Source organism: Streptomyces sp. 4N124 (assembly GCF_052245395.1).
GTDB lineage: Bacteria > Actinomycetota > Actinomycetes > Streptomycetales > Streptomycetaceae > Streptomyces.
Window position 1 is genome coordinate 1 of sequence record NZ_JBQQBS010000041.1, and the last position, 14,336, is coordinate 14,336.

Below are 14,336 nucleotides of genomic sequence, written 5' to 3' on the forward strand. Positions count from 1 at the left end.
AGTTCCGACAGCGGGCCGGACAGACCCGTCTAGTGGGCGCGGGCCACCAGTCGCGCAAGGTCCAGCACGAGGGGTGCCGCAAGCGCCGAGTCGCAGCCCTGCCAGATGGTCTGGAGGATCATCCGCGTGCCGAGGAAGCCGTCGAAGGCGATGTGGTCCCAGGCGGTCTTCCAGTCGCCGAGGGCGGGGACGTCGTCGATATGGACCTCGCCCTCGGGGACGGTGCCGAGGGTGTCCGCCAGCACCCGCTCCTTGCCGGCGTTCTTCGCCGCCGCCGCGCCGGGGTCCGCGAGCGCGGCGCCGTCACCGCCGCCCAGCAGGTTGGTGCCGGACCAGGCCCGGACGGCGAGGGCGCGCTGCGCGAACATCGGGCCCAGCGCCGAACGCAGCAGCGTCTGGCCGGTCTTGCCGTCACGGCCCGCGTACGGCACACCGCTCGCCTCGGCCAGGGCGGCGAGCGAGGGGTGGTGCAGACCTGTCGACGGGGTGAAGTTGACGTAGGGGCAGCCCGCGCGGAGGGCAGCGGCCGCGTACAGGGAACTCGGCGGCAGCGCGGCGCCGGTGGCCGGGGGTTCCGTGGAGGCGACGTTCACCACCACCGCCCGCTCCAGCCCACACCGTCGTACGAAATCCTGGATGTCCGCGGCGAAGGCGGCGATCAGGTCCTCCTCGTCCCGGGTGTCGCCGGGAGCCGGGCCGCCGGTCCTGATCTCCTGGTCCGCCGCGGTCAGTTCGGAGGCGATCGCCGCAGGGAGGCCGGGTGGGAGGACGCCGCCCGCCGCGAGGGCCTCGGCGCGTTTCGGCAGGGGGCAGTCGACCGTGTCGTGGCCGCCGAAGACGAGGGAGGACAGGGGTGGCAGATCGCAGTCCGTGAAGTCGGGGGTCTCGGTGACCATGCCGGTGGGCGGATGCAGGCCCGCCGTGACGGCGGCGCATCCCGCGACGACGGTCGTGGCCACGGAGCCGCGGGCTCCGATCAGCCATACCCCCACGCGAGGCGGTCGAGGAAGGGACGCGGACATGGGCAGCCTCCTTGTCGTACGCGATCACCGGGCGAGAACACCGTGCTCGAGTCGTCTTGCACGAGCCGCCGTGCACGAGCCGTCGTCCGGGAACGCACAAGTGGGAGACGGCGGGCGGGAGTCCGGCGTCCCCCGCCCGCCGCCGTTCAGTCGCCCGGAGAGGCCGAGGTCTTCGACCCCTTCACGGGCAGTTCCTTGATCCGGATGTCGCGGAAGGACACCTGGTCGTCGGCTCCGTGGTTCTGGATGCCGACATGTCCGTCGCGCAGGCTCCGGACCGGATCGGTGTTGGTGAAGTCGTTGATCTGGACGCCGTTGAGCCACACGCGGAGGCGCTCGCCCTCCACGCGGATCTCGTACGTGTTCCACTCCCCCGGCGGGTTCAGCGCACGGTCGCGCTTGGCGAGGTCGGCGGACTGGAAGCCGTAGACGGACCCGGTCGTCTTCTCCGGTACGTCCGTGGCGTCGATCTGGATCTCATAGCCGTTGTCGACAGCCGACCACGGGTCGTCCGAGGGCGGAAATCCCACGAATACACCGGAATTGTCGTCTCCGTCCACCTTCCAGTCGAGCTTCAGTGAGTAGGCGCCGTAGCCCTTGGAGGCATACCAGAGCATGCCGAGGCCGCCGGTCGTCGTGAGCGTGCCGTCGTCGTTCAGGTCGAACGAACCCGGGCCCGCCTGCTTCCAGTCGGCCAGTGAGGCGGCCGTGCCGTCGAAGATCGGGCGGTAGCCGTTCTCCGGACGGCAATCGGCCTGGGCGTCACCGACGGTCCAGCGCAGCCCGCCCAACAGGTGCTGCCGGAAGGCCGGTTCGGCGAACGACTCCTTGGTGTGCCCGCCGCCGGTGTAGAAGGAGCGTCCGCCCTGGTACTGCTGGCACCAGGCGATCGGGTGGTCGCCGTCCATCGTGCCGCCCGTGTACGAGGACTCGTCCAGCGAGGCGAGGACATGGGCCCGGTCCCGGGGGTTGGAGCGGTAGTTGTACCACTCGTCCGTCCGGTCCCAGGCGGCGTCCAGACCGGCGGTCGCGGGGTGCGCATGGTCCTCGACCCGCACCGTCGCGCGCTGGATCGCCGGGTGCGACTCGAAATACGCACCGGCGAGGCCGCCGTAGAACGCCCAGTCGTACTCGGTGTCGGCTGCGGCGTGGACGCCCATATAGCCGCCGCCCTGCCGGATGTAGCCCTCGAAGGCGCGCTGTTGCTTGCCGTTCAGGACGTCCCCGGTCGTCGAGAGGAAGACCACGGCGTCGTAGCGCCGCAGGTTCGACGGGGTGAAGGCGCGCGCGTCCTCGGTCGCGTCGACGGTGTAGTCGCTCGACGCGCCGAGTTCCTTGAGGGCTGCCACGCCCTCGGGGATGGAGTCATGGCGGAAGCCCGCGGTCTTGGAGAAGACCAGCACCCGCCCGGCGTCCGCGTCGGGGTCCGACGCGGCCGGCCCCGAGACGCAGCCGAGGACCAGTGCCGCGCCCACAACCGCGGTTGCCATTCGGCTGGTTGATCGCATCACGTCTCCTCTCAGCCCGTGGTGAAGGTGAAGTCGTCCACCTCGTACAGGGCGCCGGTGCCGCTGCCCTTGAAGACCAGGTAGAGCGTGGTCGTCCCGCGTGGTGCGCCCTTCAGGGACGTACTGACGTCCTGGTAGGTCTCCCAGCCGCCCGTCACCGGAACGTTCGCGGTGCCGAGTAGGCGTCCCTTGGGTGAGCCCGCGCGGATCTCGAGCTTGCCGCCCGTGCCGGCGGAGGCGACCCGTGCCGTGAGCTTCTTGGCGTTGCTCAGGACGTAGGGCTCGAAGGAGATCCAGTCGCCGTTGTTGATGTCGCCGACGGTCTCGCCGCCGTGCGCGGTGGCACGTGTCTGCACCTTGGCTCCCGAGGCCTTCCCGAAGTGCTCGGCCTGGCGGTGCTTGGGCTGGACGACGGACTGGTCGTGGCTGGTGAGCGCCTCCTGGCCGCCGCCACCGCCGTCGGTGTACTCCGCGTCGAAGACGCCGAAGATGTTCGCGTCCTCGTCATGGCCGCCGTCGGCGCTGGTCTGGATGGTGCCGGTGCAGCCGTTCGCCGAGGTCACCGGGTGACCGTGGCTGTCGTGGCCGAGGACGAAGGTGACCTTGACCTTGGCGCAGTCGATGGTCCCGTCCTCCGGATCGGTGACCTTCACCTTGAACGGCACGGCGTCCCCGAAGCTGAATAGCTGCCCGTCCCGCGGCAGTTCCAGAGTCACCGTCGGCGCCGTGTTGCCCACCACGATCTGCACACTGGCGCTGCCGGTGCGGCCGCTGGGGTCCTTGGCCGTCAGCGTCGCCGTGTAGGTCCCGTTCTTCGTGTACTTGTGCGTGGGGTTCGCCGAGGTCGACTTGGCTCCGTCGCCGAAGTCCCAGCTGTACGTGAGGGAGTCGCCGTCGGCGTCACTGGTGCCGGCGGAGGAGAAGTTCACCTTCAGCGGCGCCTGCCCGGACGTCACGGAAGAGGACGCCTGTGCCACCGGAGAGTGCCCGTCGGTCGCGTTCTCGATGCGGTACAGCGCGGAGTGCTCGTCGCCGCCGAACCAGGAGACGCCGTAGTCGAGGACGTACAGCGCGCCGTCCGGGCCGAACTCCATGTCCATGACCTGGGTGCCGGTCCACGGGATGTCGTTGATCGACTGCACCGTGCCGTCGGCGTCCGAGGTGATGCGCTTGATCCAGCGGCGGCCGAACTCGCCCGCGAAGAAGTCACCGTCGTACGCCTCGGGGAACTTGACCGGCGAGTCGAGGTTCGGGTCGTAGTGGTAGACCGGGCCACCCATCGGGGACTCGGAGCCGTCACCGAACTCCGGGACGGACGGGCCGTCGTACGGGATCCAGGCGGGCTGCGCCGGGGGCAGGTCGGTCAGGCCGGTGTTGTTCGGCGAGGTGTTCTTGGGGGCGGCGCAGTCAAATGCCGCACCGGAGGCGCCGGTTGCGAAGTCGTAGTCCACGTAGGCGTCGTTGTCGCCGGTGCAGTACGGCCAGCCGAAGTTGCCGGGCTTGGTGATGCGGGCGAACTCGACCTGGCCCGCCGGTCCACGAGCCGGGTCGGCGGCTCCGGCGTCGGGGCCGTACTCACCCACGTACAGAATCCCCGTCTTCTCGTCGACGCTGAAGCGGAACGGGTTGCGCAGGCCCATCGCGTAGATCTCGGGGCGCGTCTTGTCCGTGCCGGGCGCGAAGAGGTTGCCGTCGGGGATGGCGTACGAGCCGTCAGCGTTCACCTTGACGCGGAGGATCTTGCCGCGCAGGTCGTTGGTGTTGCCGGCCGTGCGCTGGGCGTCGAAGGCCGGGTTGCGGTTGGCGCGCTCGTCGATGGGGGTGAAGCCGTCCGACTGGAACGGGTTGGAGTCGTCCCCGGTCGACAGGTACAGGTTCCCCGCCACGTCGAAGTCGATGTCGCCGCCGACGTGGCAGCAGATGCCGCGCGTGGCCGGGACGTCGAGGATCTTCTTCTCGCTGGCAGTGTCGAGGGTGCCGTCCGCCTTCAGTACGAAGCGGGAGAGGCGGTTGACGCCGTCGAACGGGGCGAAGTCGGCCGCGGTGCCGGTCTCGGGGGCGTCGCCCGCCGGGGTGTTCATCGGGGGCGCGTAGTAGAGGTAGATGAACCGGTTGTCGGCGAATCCCGGGTCGACGCCTACGCCTTGGAGACCTTCCTCGTCATGCGAGTAGACGTCGAGCTTGCCGGCGAGCTTGGTGGTGCCCGCCGCGTCGGTGAGGCGGAGTTCGCCGTCGCGGGAGGTGTGCAGGACCGAGCGGTCCGGGAGGACGGCGAGCGACATGGGCTCGCCGGTCTCCGGCTCGCCCTTGGCGAGCGTGACCTGCTGGAAGTCCTCGGCGGCCACCGAGGGTTCGGCGCTGGCAGGAGGCGCTACGAGGGTGAGGGACGCGCCTGCCAGCAGTGTCCCGCTGAGCAGGGCGACCGCCTTGCGGAAGGACAGGCGGCGTCGTCTGTGGATCTCGTTTCTGTCGGTGCTGGTGGTGCGGTCGTACGCGTGCACGGGTGCCTCCAGAATGGGGCTGGTTGTACATGCGGGTGCCTTGCGCCGGGGTGCGCCGTCACCCCGGAGAAGTGGACTGCTCAGTTGCCGAAGGCCGCGTCGAAGGAGGCCGACGGCGGCTCGAAGTCGTAGGCCTTGAGGCGGGTCAGGGCCTCGGGTGCGCCCTGCAGCCGGCCCATGCCGGCGTCCTCCCACTCCACGGAGATGGGGCCCTGGTAGTCGATGGAGTGCAGCATGCGGAAGACGTCCTCCCAGGGGACGTCGCCGTGGCCCGCCGACACGAAGTCCCAGCCGCGGCGCGGGTCGCCCCAGGGCAGATGCGAGCCGAGGCGGCCGTTGCGGCCGTCGAGCCGCTTGCGGGCTTCCTTGCAGTCGACGTGGTAGATGCGGTCGCGGAAGTCCCAGAGGAAGCCGACCGGGTCGAGGTCCTGCCACACGAAGTGGGAGGGGTCGAAGTTCAGGCCGAAGGCGGGCCGGTGGTCAACGGCCTCCAGCGCACGGTGAGTTGTCCAGTAGTCGTACGCGATCTCGCTCGGGTGGACCTCGTGGGCGAACCGCACGCCCTCCGCGTCGAAGACGTCGAGGATCGGGTTCCAGCGGTCGGCGAAGTCCTGGTAGCCGCGGTCGATCATCGACTCGGGGGCGGGCGGGAACATCGCGACCAGGTGCCAGATCGCGGAGCCGGTGAAGCCGATGACGGTGTCGACACCGAAGGCGGACGCCGCACGCGCGGTGTCCTTCATACGGTCCGCGGCCCGCCGCCGCACCCCCTCCGGGTCTCCGTCGGCCCAGGTCTCGCCCGGCAGAATCGCCTGGTGGCGCTCGTCGATGATGGCGTCGCAGACGGCCTGGCCGACGAGGTGGTTGGAGATCGCCCAGCACTTGAGGCCGTACTTGTCGAGCAGCGCGTGCCGGGACTGGAGGTACGACGGGTCCGCGAGGGCTTTGTCGACCTCGAAGTGGTCGCCCCAGCAGGCGAGTTCGAGTCCGTCGTAGCCGAAGTCGCGGGCGAGGCCACAGACCTCTTCGAGGGGGAGGTCGGCCCACTGGCCGGTGAAGAGCGTGAAGTTCCGCGGCATGGACAGAGGCCTCCTCAGACGGCGATGGGTGTGTAGACGGAGTTCTTCTCGGCGCTCTCCTCGACCGCCGCCAGGACGCGCTGCACCTGGAGGCCGTCCGCGAAGGACGGTTCCGGCCGGCGGCCCTCGGCGATGGCGTGGACGAGGTCGCGGGCCTGGTGGACGAAGGTGTGCTCGTAGCCGAGGCCGTGACCGGGCGGCCACCAGGCCTCCAGGTAGGGGTGGTCGGGTTCGGTGACGAGGATGCGGCGGAAGCCCGCGTGCGTGCCGGGCTCCGTACCGTCGTGGTACTCGAGCTCGTTGAGCCGCTCCAGGTCGAAGGCCAACGAGCCGCGCTCGCCGTTGAGTTCGATGCGCAGGGCGTTCTTGCGGCCGGTGGCGTACCGGGTCGCCTCGAAGGAGGCGAGGGCGCCGGAGGGGAAGCGGCCGGTGAACAGGGCGGCGTCGTCGACGGTGACCGGGCCGGTGCCCTCGGCCGACACCGCGGACAGCCCTTTCACGGCACCGCCCGGCAGCGGGCGTTCACGCACGAACGTCTCCGTGACCGCGGACACCCCGGCCAGCTGCTCCCCCGTCAGATACTGCGCGAGGTCGACGATATGGGCGCCCAGGTCGCCGAGGGCGCCGGAGCCGGCCAGTTCCTTGCGCAGCCGCCAGGTGAGCGGGAACTCGGGGTCGACGAGCCAGTCCTGAAGGTACGTCACCCTGACGTGGCGCAGACTGCCGAGCTTGCCGTCGGCGATCATCCGGCGGGCGAGCGCCGTGGCGGGCACCCGGCGGTAGTTGAAGCCGACCATCGCCAACTGGCCGCGTTCCGAAGCTTCTTGAGCGGCCGCCGTCATGGCTCCCGCTTCCTCGACGGTGTTCGCGAGCGGCTTCTCGCACAGGACGTGCTTGCCGGCGGCCAGCGCGGCGAGGGCGATCTCGGCGTGGCTGTCCCCGGGCGTGCAGATGTCGACGAGGTCGATGTCGTCCCGTGCGACCAGGGCCCGCCAGTCGGTCTCGGCCGACGCCCAGCCGTGCCGGTCGGCCGCGGCGCGTACGGCGGCCGAGTCCCGTCCGCAGATCGCGGTCAACTCCGGACGCAGGGGAAGATCGAAGACCCGGCCCGCGGTCCGCCAGCCCTGGGAGTGGGCGGCGCCCATGAAGGCGTACCCGACCATGCCGACACGCAGCGGCGGCTTCTCGGGCTCGGCTCCCCCGGCTCCCTCTGCTCCCTCGGGCGGGTTCGGCTGTCCCATGGAGTGGTCCTCCTCGTCGTCGTGGCGCGGTGGGGGGTGGGGTCCGGCCCGGTGCGTGGGCCGGACCCGGGTGTGCGGGGCGCGCTTACTTGAAGCCGGTGGGCATGTACTGGTCGACGTTGGTCTTGTCGACGACGGCCGAGTACAGCGTCAGCGAGGCAGGGATCTCGAACTCGGCGAGGCCGCCGATGCCCTTGCTCTGGCCGAGCGCGCGGGCGAGGTCGATCGCGGACGCGGCCATGGTGGGCGGGTAGAGGACGGTCGCCTTCAGCACGCCGTCGTCCTGCTTGATGGCCTGGAAGGCGGAGAGCGCACCCGCCCCGCCGACCATCAGGAAGTCGTCCCGTCCGGCCTGCTCGATGGCGCGCAGGGCGCCCACGCCCTGGTCGTCGTCGTGGTTCCACAGGGCGTCGAACTTCGACTGGGCCTGGAGGAGCTGGGCCATCTTGGCCTGCCCGGACTCCACCGTGAACTCGGCCGCCTGACGGGCCACCTTCTTGACGTTGGGGTAGTTCTTCAGCGCGTCGTCGAAGCCCTTCGTGCGCTGCTGGGTCAGCTCCAGGTTGTCCAGGCCGGCCAGCTCGATGACGCGGGCGCCCGACTTCCCCTTGAGCTTCTCGCCGATGTAGTGACCGGCGTTGAGGCCCATGCCGTAGTTGTCGCCGCCGATCCAGCAGCGGTACGCCTGCGGGGTGTTGAAGATCCGGTCGAGGTTGACGACGGGGATGTTCGCGCGCATCGCCTGCAACCCGACCTGGGTGAGGGCCTTGCCGTCGGCGGGCAGGATCACCAGGACGTCGACCTTCTTGTTGATCAGGGTCTCGATCTGGCCGATCTGCGCGGCCGTGTCGTTGGAGCCCTCGGTGATCTCCAGGGTGACATCGGAGTACTTCTTTGCCCGGCTCTTGGCGTTGTCGTTGATCGCGTTGAGCCAGCCGTGGTCGGCCTGCGGGCCGGCGAAGCCGATGGTGACCTGCTTGCCGGGCTTGTCGTCGGCGGCCGGCTGGTCGTTCGCGGCCGGCTCGTCGTTGCTCGACTCGTTACTCGTGCAACCTGCGAGGAGGGCTCCGGTGGATACGGCGGCGGCCCCGAAGAGCAGTCCTCTGCGACTGGTGAGATGTGACATATCACTGAACCCTTTCCTCAAGTCGTGCTCGCGGTACGGCGCTGGACCAGCACGGCCGCGACGATGATCGCGCCCTTGGCGATTTGCTGAACGTCGCTCTGCAGGTTGTTCAGGGCGAAGATGTTGGTGATCGTGGTGAAGATCAGAACGCCGAGCACCGAGCCGACGATGGTGCCGCGGCCTCCGCTCAGCAGCGTGCCGCCGATGATCGCGGCCGCGATGGCGTCGAGTTCGTACAGGTTGCCGTTGGTGTTCTGGCCCGAGCCGGACAGGACGATCAGCAGGAAGGCGGCGATGCCGCAGCACAGTCCGGACAGCAGATAGAGGTACAGCCGCTGCCGGCGTACGTCGATGCCGGCGAGCCGGGCGGCTTCCGCGTTGCCGCCGACGGCGACGGTGCGGCGGCCGAAGGTGGTGCGGTTCAGGATCAGCCAGCCGATGATCGTGACGACGGCGAACACCATCACGAGCGGCGGGACGCCGAGGACGTATGCGTCGCGCTCGCCGAGGTCCAGGACGGAGGGCACCGTGACGATCTGGGTCTTGCCGTCGGTGATCTGGAGGGCGAGCCCGCGCGCCGAGGCCAGCATGGCGAGGGTGGCGATGAACGGGACCATCCCGCCGTACGCGATGAGCAGGCCGTTGACCAGGCCGCAGCCCACTCCGACGATCACCGCCGTGAAGAGGATGCCCGCGAAGCCGTACTCCTGGGTGGCGACGGTGGTCGCCCAGACCGAGGCGAGGGCGACGATCGCGCCGACGGAGAGATCGATGCCGCCGGAGGTGATGACGAAGGTCATACCGACCGTGACGACGCCTATCACCGAGCCCTGGGTGAGGACGAGTTGGAGGTTGCGGGTGTCGAGGAACTCGTCGGGCTTGGTGATGCCGCCGATCAGGATCAGCGCGGCGAGCACGCCGAGCAGGGAGAGCGTACGGACGTCGGAGCGGGCCAACATTCCCCGCCAGGCGGGGGGTTCGCCCACCGGGACCGTCTTGTCGGTGCCGCCCCGGGGCGGGGAGACGTGCTGCGTCATGACGCCGGACTTCCTTCCATGACGAGGTCGAGTACACGGTGTTCGTCGAGTTCACGGGCGGGCGCCTCGTGTACGACACGCCCCTCGCGCAACACCAGGACGCGGTCGGCGAGGCCCAGCACCTCGGGCACCTCGCTGGAGACCAGCAGCACGCCGAGCCCTTCGTCGGCGAGACGGCGGATCACCGCGTACAGCTCGGCGCGGGCGCCGACATCGACGCCCCGGGTCGGTTCGTCGAGCAGCAGCACCCGGCAGCCGCGCAGCAGCCAGCGGGCGAGGACCGCCTTCTGCTGGTTGCCGCCGGACAGGGTGCGCACCGGAACCGAGGGGTTGTCGGGGCGCAGCGACAGCTCGCGGGTGGCGGCCCGCGCAGCGCTCAGCTCGGCGCCGTGGTCCATCCAGCCGCCGCGCGAGAAGCGGGACATGGAGGAGACCGACACATTGCGGGTGACGGACTCCAGCATCAGCAGCGCCTGCGCCTTGCGCTCCTCGGGCGCGAGGCCGAGCCCGGCACGGACGGCGGCCCGCACACTGCCGGGCCTGAGCACCCGTCCGTCGACCCGGACCTGACCGGTGGTGGGTTTGCGAGCGCCGTAGATCGTCTCCAGGATCTCGGAGCGGCCCGAGCCGACCAGACCCGCCAGGCCGACGATCTCTCCGGGGTGCACGGTCAGGTCCAGGCGCTCGAACTCGCCTTCCCTGGCCAGTCCTTGCACCTCCAGCAGGGGACTCCCCGACGCATCTCGCGTCGGCCGGTCCGGGAAGACGTACTCGACGTTCCGTCCCGTCATCAGTGCCACGACCTCGCGTGTCGGCGTGGACTTCGCGGGCAGTCCGACCGCCACCGCCCGCCCGTCCTTCAGCACGGTCACCCGGTCGCCGATGCGGCGGATCTCCTCCAGGCGGTGCGAGATGTAGACGACGGCCACCCCGTCGGCGGTCAGGTCCCCCACGATCCTGAAGAGGTTGTCGACCTCGTCGGGGTCGAGCGCGGCGGACGGCTCGTCCATCACGATGAGCCGTACGTCGTGGGAGAGCGCCCGCGCCATCGACACGATCTGCTGCTGGGCCGCCGACAACTCCCCGACCAGCCGCGCCGGATCGATCTCCGGGTGCCCGAGCCGCCGGAGCAGCGCGGCCGTCGACTCGCGCGCGGTCCTGCGTCGTACGACGAAACCGGCGGCCGTGGGTTCATGGCCCAGGTGGACGTTCTCGGCCACCGACAGGTGCTCCACCAGGTCGAGTTCCTGGTAGATGGTGGCGATACCGAGGCGCATGGCGGCGATGGGCGAGCGGAGCGTGACCGGTTCGCCGCGCCAGTGGATCGTGCCGGTGTCCGGCTGGTGGGCGCCGGCCAGGACCTTGATCAGGGTGGACTTGCCGGCCCCGTTCTGGCCGAGGAGGCAGTGCACTTCACCGGCCTGGACGTCGAGGTCGACGCCGTCCAGGGCCCGGACTCCGGGGAACGACTTGGTGATGCCGGACATGCTGAGCAGCGGAGATTCTGGTGCCATGTGGCTTCCCCTTGGCGGGCGTGCGGGCCGGTTGCAGGGCGCTTGCGGGCATGCGTGTTCAGGGCAGGGCAGATCAGGGGCGCTGTGCTTGAGGTGCCTGACGAAGGTGCTGTCTACGCGGGTGAGAACAGGTGGTCGCTGATGAGCCGGGCCGCGCCGATGACTCCGGCGGTGGGGCCCAACTCCCCTAGAACTATGGGCAGGTTGCCGGTCGCCAGAGGCAGCGACTGGCGGTAGACCTGGGTGCGGAGCGCGGCGAGCAGGGTGTGGCCGAGGCCGGTCACTCCACCGCCTATCACCAACAGGCCGGGGTTGAAGAAGGAGACGAGTCCGGCGATGACCTGGCCGACGCGGTTGCCGCCCTCACGGATCAGGTCGAGCGAGGTGGCGTCACCCGCGGCAGCGGCGGCGGCGACATCCACGGCGGTCAGGGTGCCGTTCGCCTCAAGACGCGCGGCGAGTTCCGCCGACCGGCCCTGCTGGGCCGCCTCCACGGCGTCCCGGGCCAGCGCGGCTCCACTGAAGTGGGCTTCCAGGCAGCCCCGGTTGCCGCAGGCGCAGGGTCGGCCGTCGGGCACGGCCTGGATGTGCCCGATGTCCCCCGCGCTGCCGGTCGTGCCGCGGTAGACGGTGCCGCCGACGACGATGCCGCAGCCGATACCGGTACCGATCTTGACGCAGAGGAAGTCGGCCACGGTCCGGGCGACCCCGGCGTGCTGCTCCCCCATCGCCATCAGGTTCACGTCGTTGTCGACCATGACCGGGCAGCCGAGTTCCTGGCTGAGCGCCTCCCGTACCGGGAAGCCGTCCCAGCCCGGCATGATCGGCGGAGCCACCGGCACACCCTCGGGGTAGCGGACCGGTCCCGGGACGCCGATGCCGGCGCCGTCGAAGCCCTCCGCGAGCCCCGTGGCCCTCAACTTCGCGGCCATGGCGAGGACTTGCTCGAAGACCGCGACCGGGCCCTCGCGTACGTCCATGGGCTGGTTGAGATGGCCGAGGATCTCCAGCTCGGCGTTGGTGACGGCGACGTCGACCGAGGTCGCGCCGATGTCGACGCCGAGGAAACGCAGTCCTGGATTGAGGCGGACGTTGTGGGAGCGGCGGCCACCGCGCGAGGCGGCGAGTCCGTCGGCCACGACGAGGCCGGTCTCCAGGAGCCGGTCCACCTCCACGGCCAGCTTGGACCGTGACAGATCGACCTGATCACCCAGCTGGGCCCGCGAGTTGGGGCCGCCGTCCCTGAGCAGCAGGAGCAGACGGGCCTGATGAGCATTCGCGGGTCGTGCCGTCATGCGTCTCACGAGCCCCTCCCCGCCTCAATCGGCCACCAGTTGCCGGGCTTTCGAGGGGAACGTAGCAGCGGTAGCCGACGCTGGGAAGAAGCTGTGCAGAGATTGCTGCTGACTTTCTCCACTCACAGGACAAAGGTCGGCGTGAGGACTCCGCATCGGAGCGAACGGCACCTACCCGTGCGGGAACGTCAGGACTTCGCCCGCGCGTGATACGACCGTCGCGTGTGCTCGGTGTGGTCCCGCATCAGCTGCGTGGCGCGCTCCTCGTCCCGCTCGGAGATCGCGGCGATCAGCTCGCGGTGCTCGATCCAGGACTGCCGGCCACGCTGGCGGGCGATCGGGGTGTAGTACCAGCGGACGCGGCGGTCGACCTGGGCGGCGAGTTCGGCGAGGACCGCGTTGCCGGCCAGCTCCATGATCTTGGCGTGGAATCGGGCGTTCATGGCGACGGCGCCGTCCACGTCGTCGGCGGCGACGGCCTTCTCGCCCTCCGCGCACAGCTCTTCCAGCGTGGTGATGCCGGCGCTGCCCGCGTTGGCGGCGGCGAGCCGGGCGGCCTCGGCCTCCAGGAGCGTACGGACGGTGAGGAGCTGGTCGGCCTCCTCCTCGGTCGGCTCATGCACGAACGCGCCCTGGGCGGGCCGCAGATCGACCCAGCCCTCGGTGTTCAGCCGCTGCAGCGCCTCGCGCACCGGCTGGCGCGACACGCCGAGATGGCCTGCGAGTTCGCTCTCGACCAGATGCTGGCCGGGCTGGAGGGCGCGGGTGGTGATGAGTTCGAGCAGTGCCTCATAGACACGGTCGCGCAGTGGTCCGGGTCGTTCGAGCTTGGGTACAGCTCCCTGCGGCAGTCCTGTCGACAACATCGCGGTCCCCCTCCTCGGCAGGGCCGTGCACAGCAGCCGTAGCGTGAGTATGAATTGTCTTTCGTCTACAGTCTACGGCGCACCGGGGCCAGGGGAACGCGGAGTTGACCTCGTCACACCCGGAGTCACACGCCTGGCCCCACTCTGATGTCGGCGCAGCTCACGGACACCGGACGACCTGTCCGGCGTACGAGAGATTGCCGCCGAAGCCGAACAGCAGGACCGGGTCGCCGGTGGTGATCGCGCCCTGCTCGACGAGCTTGGAGAAGGCAAGGGGGATGCTGGCGGCGGAGGTGTTACCGGATTCGGCGACATCGCGGGCGACGACCGCGTTGACCGCGCCGATCTTCTCGGCGAGCGGCTCGATGATGCGCAGGTTGGCCTGGTGGAGGACGACCGCGGCGAGGTCCTCGGGTGCGAGCCCGGCCTTCTCGCAGGCCTTGCGGGCGATCGGCGGCAGCTGTGTGGTGGCCCATCGGTAGACGCTCTGTCCCTCCTGCGCGAAGCGCGCGGGCGTGCCCTCGATCCGTACGGCGTGCCCCATCTCCGGCACCGAGCCCCACAGCACCGGCCCGATACCGGGCTCGTCCACGGCCTCGACGACGGCGGCCCCCGCGCCGTCGCCGACGAGGACGCAGGTGGTCCGGTCGGTCCAGTCGGTGACGTCGGACATCTTGTCGGCGCCGATGACCAGGGCGCGTACGGCAGCTCCCGCCCGTACGGCGTGGTCCGCCGTGGCCAGCGCGTGGGTGAAGCCCGCGCAGACGACGTTGACGTCCATGGCGGCCGGCGACGGGATGCCGAGCCGGGCCGCGACCCGGGCGGCCATGTTCGGGGAGCGGTCGACGGCCGTCGACGTGGCGACCAGCACCAGGTCGATGTCGGCGGGCGCCAGGCCCGCCGCCGCGAGCGCCTTGGCGGCGGCGTGCGCGGCCAGCTCGTCCACCGGCTCGTCCGGCCCGGCGATATGGCGCGTCCGGATGCCCACCCGGCTTGTGATCCACTCATCGCTGGTGTCGACCAAGCCCGCCAGGTCCTCGTTGGTGAGTACCCTGGCGGGCTGGTAATGGCCGACGGCGGCGATCCGCGAGCCGTTCATGGGTGGTCCCCCTCGGTGCTTCGGGTTACGGGATCCACCAGTCTGATC

General features: G+C 70.2%; 10 protein-coding genes and 1 pseudogene. All 11 read right to left on the reverse strand.

Annotated features, from left to right (window positions below; translation table 11 throughout):
- Positions 1 to 32: 32 nt before the first annotated feature.
- Positions 33 to 1,022: pseudogene (locus tag ACTWQO_RS32570) on the reverse strand (inositol-3-phosphate synthase); the annotation flags it as partial.
- Positions 1,023 to 1,168: 146 nt separating this feature from the next.
- Complete coding sequence (locus ACTWQO_RS32575; protein ID WP_443240967.1) at positions 1,169 to 2,530, reverse strand: ThuA domain-containing protein; 1,362 nt, start codon at positions 2,528 to 2,530, stop codon at positions 1,169 to 1,171.
- A gap of 11 nt (positions 2,531 to 2,541) precedes the next feature.
- The gene (locus ACTWQO_RS32580) at positions 2,542 to 5,031 is read right to left on the reverse strand and encodes a PQQ-dependent sugar dehydrogenase (RefSeq protein ID WP_443240968.1); all 2,490 of its coding nucleotides are present in this window, start codon (positions 5,029 to 5,031) and stop codon (positions 2,542 to 2,544) included.
- Positions 5,032 to 5,111: 80 nt separating this feature from the next.
- On the reverse strand, positions 5,112 to 6,110 hold the full coding sequence (locus tag ACTWQO_RS32585; protein ID WP_443240969.1) for a sugar phosphate isomerase/epimerase family protein: 999 nt from the start codon (positions 6,108 to 6,110) through the stop codon (positions 5,112 to 5,114).
- A 14-nt stretch (positions 6,111 to 6,124) separates the two neighbouring features.
- Complete coding sequence (locus ACTWQO_RS32590; protein WP_443240970.1) at positions 6,125 to 7,351, reverse strand: Gfo/Idh/MocA family protein; 1,227 nt, start codon at positions 7,349 to 7,351, stop codon at positions 6,125 to 6,127.
- An 85-nt stretch (positions 7,352 to 7,436) separates the two neighbouring features.
- A complete protein-coding gene (locus tag ACTWQO_RS32595; RefSeq protein WP_443240971.1) occupies positions 7,437 to 8,477 on the reverse strand; it encodes a substrate-binding domain-containing protein in 1,041 nt (346 codons plus the stop codon).
- 17 nt (positions 8,478 to 8,494) lie between these two features.
- Positions 8,495 to 9,514, reverse strand: a complete 1,020-nt coding sequence (locus ACTWQO_RS32600) for an ABC transporter permease (protein ID WP_443240972.1) — start codon at positions 9,512 to 9,514, stop codon at positions 8,495 to 8,497.
- Positions 9,511 to 11,028 carry a sugar ABC transporter ATP-binding protein gene (locus tag ACTWQO_RS32605; RefSeq protein ID WP_443240973.1) on the reverse strand — a complete coding sequence of 506 codons (1,518 nt, stop codon included), beginning with the start codon at positions 11,026 to 11,028 and terminating at the stop codon, positions 9,511 to 9,513. The genes ACTWQO_RS32600 and ACTWQO_RS32605 overlap by 4 nt, the downstream gene beginning before the upstream one ends.
- Positions 11,029 to 11,141: 113 nt before the next feature.
- Positions 11,142 to 12,323, reverse strand: a complete 1,182-nt coding sequence (locus ACTWQO_RS32610) for an ROK family protein (protein WP_328352804.1) — start codon at positions 12,321 to 12,323, stop codon at positions 11,142 to 11,144.
- 188 nt (positions 12,324 to 12,511) lie between these two features.
- A complete protein-coding gene (locus ACTWQO_RS32615) occupies positions 12,512 to 13,189 on the reverse strand; it encodes a GntR family transcriptional regulator (RefSeq protein ID WP_443240974.1) in 678 nt (225 codons plus the stop codon).
- Positions 13,190 to 13,349: 160 nt separating this feature from the next.
- Complete coding sequence (locus tag ACTWQO_RS32620; RefSeq protein WP_443240975.1) at positions 13,350 to 14,288, reverse strand: beta-ketoacyl-ACP synthase III; 939 nt, start codon at positions 14,286 to 14,288, stop codon at positions 13,350 to 13,352.
- Between the last annotated feature and the right edge of the window lie 48 nt (positions 14,289 to 14,336).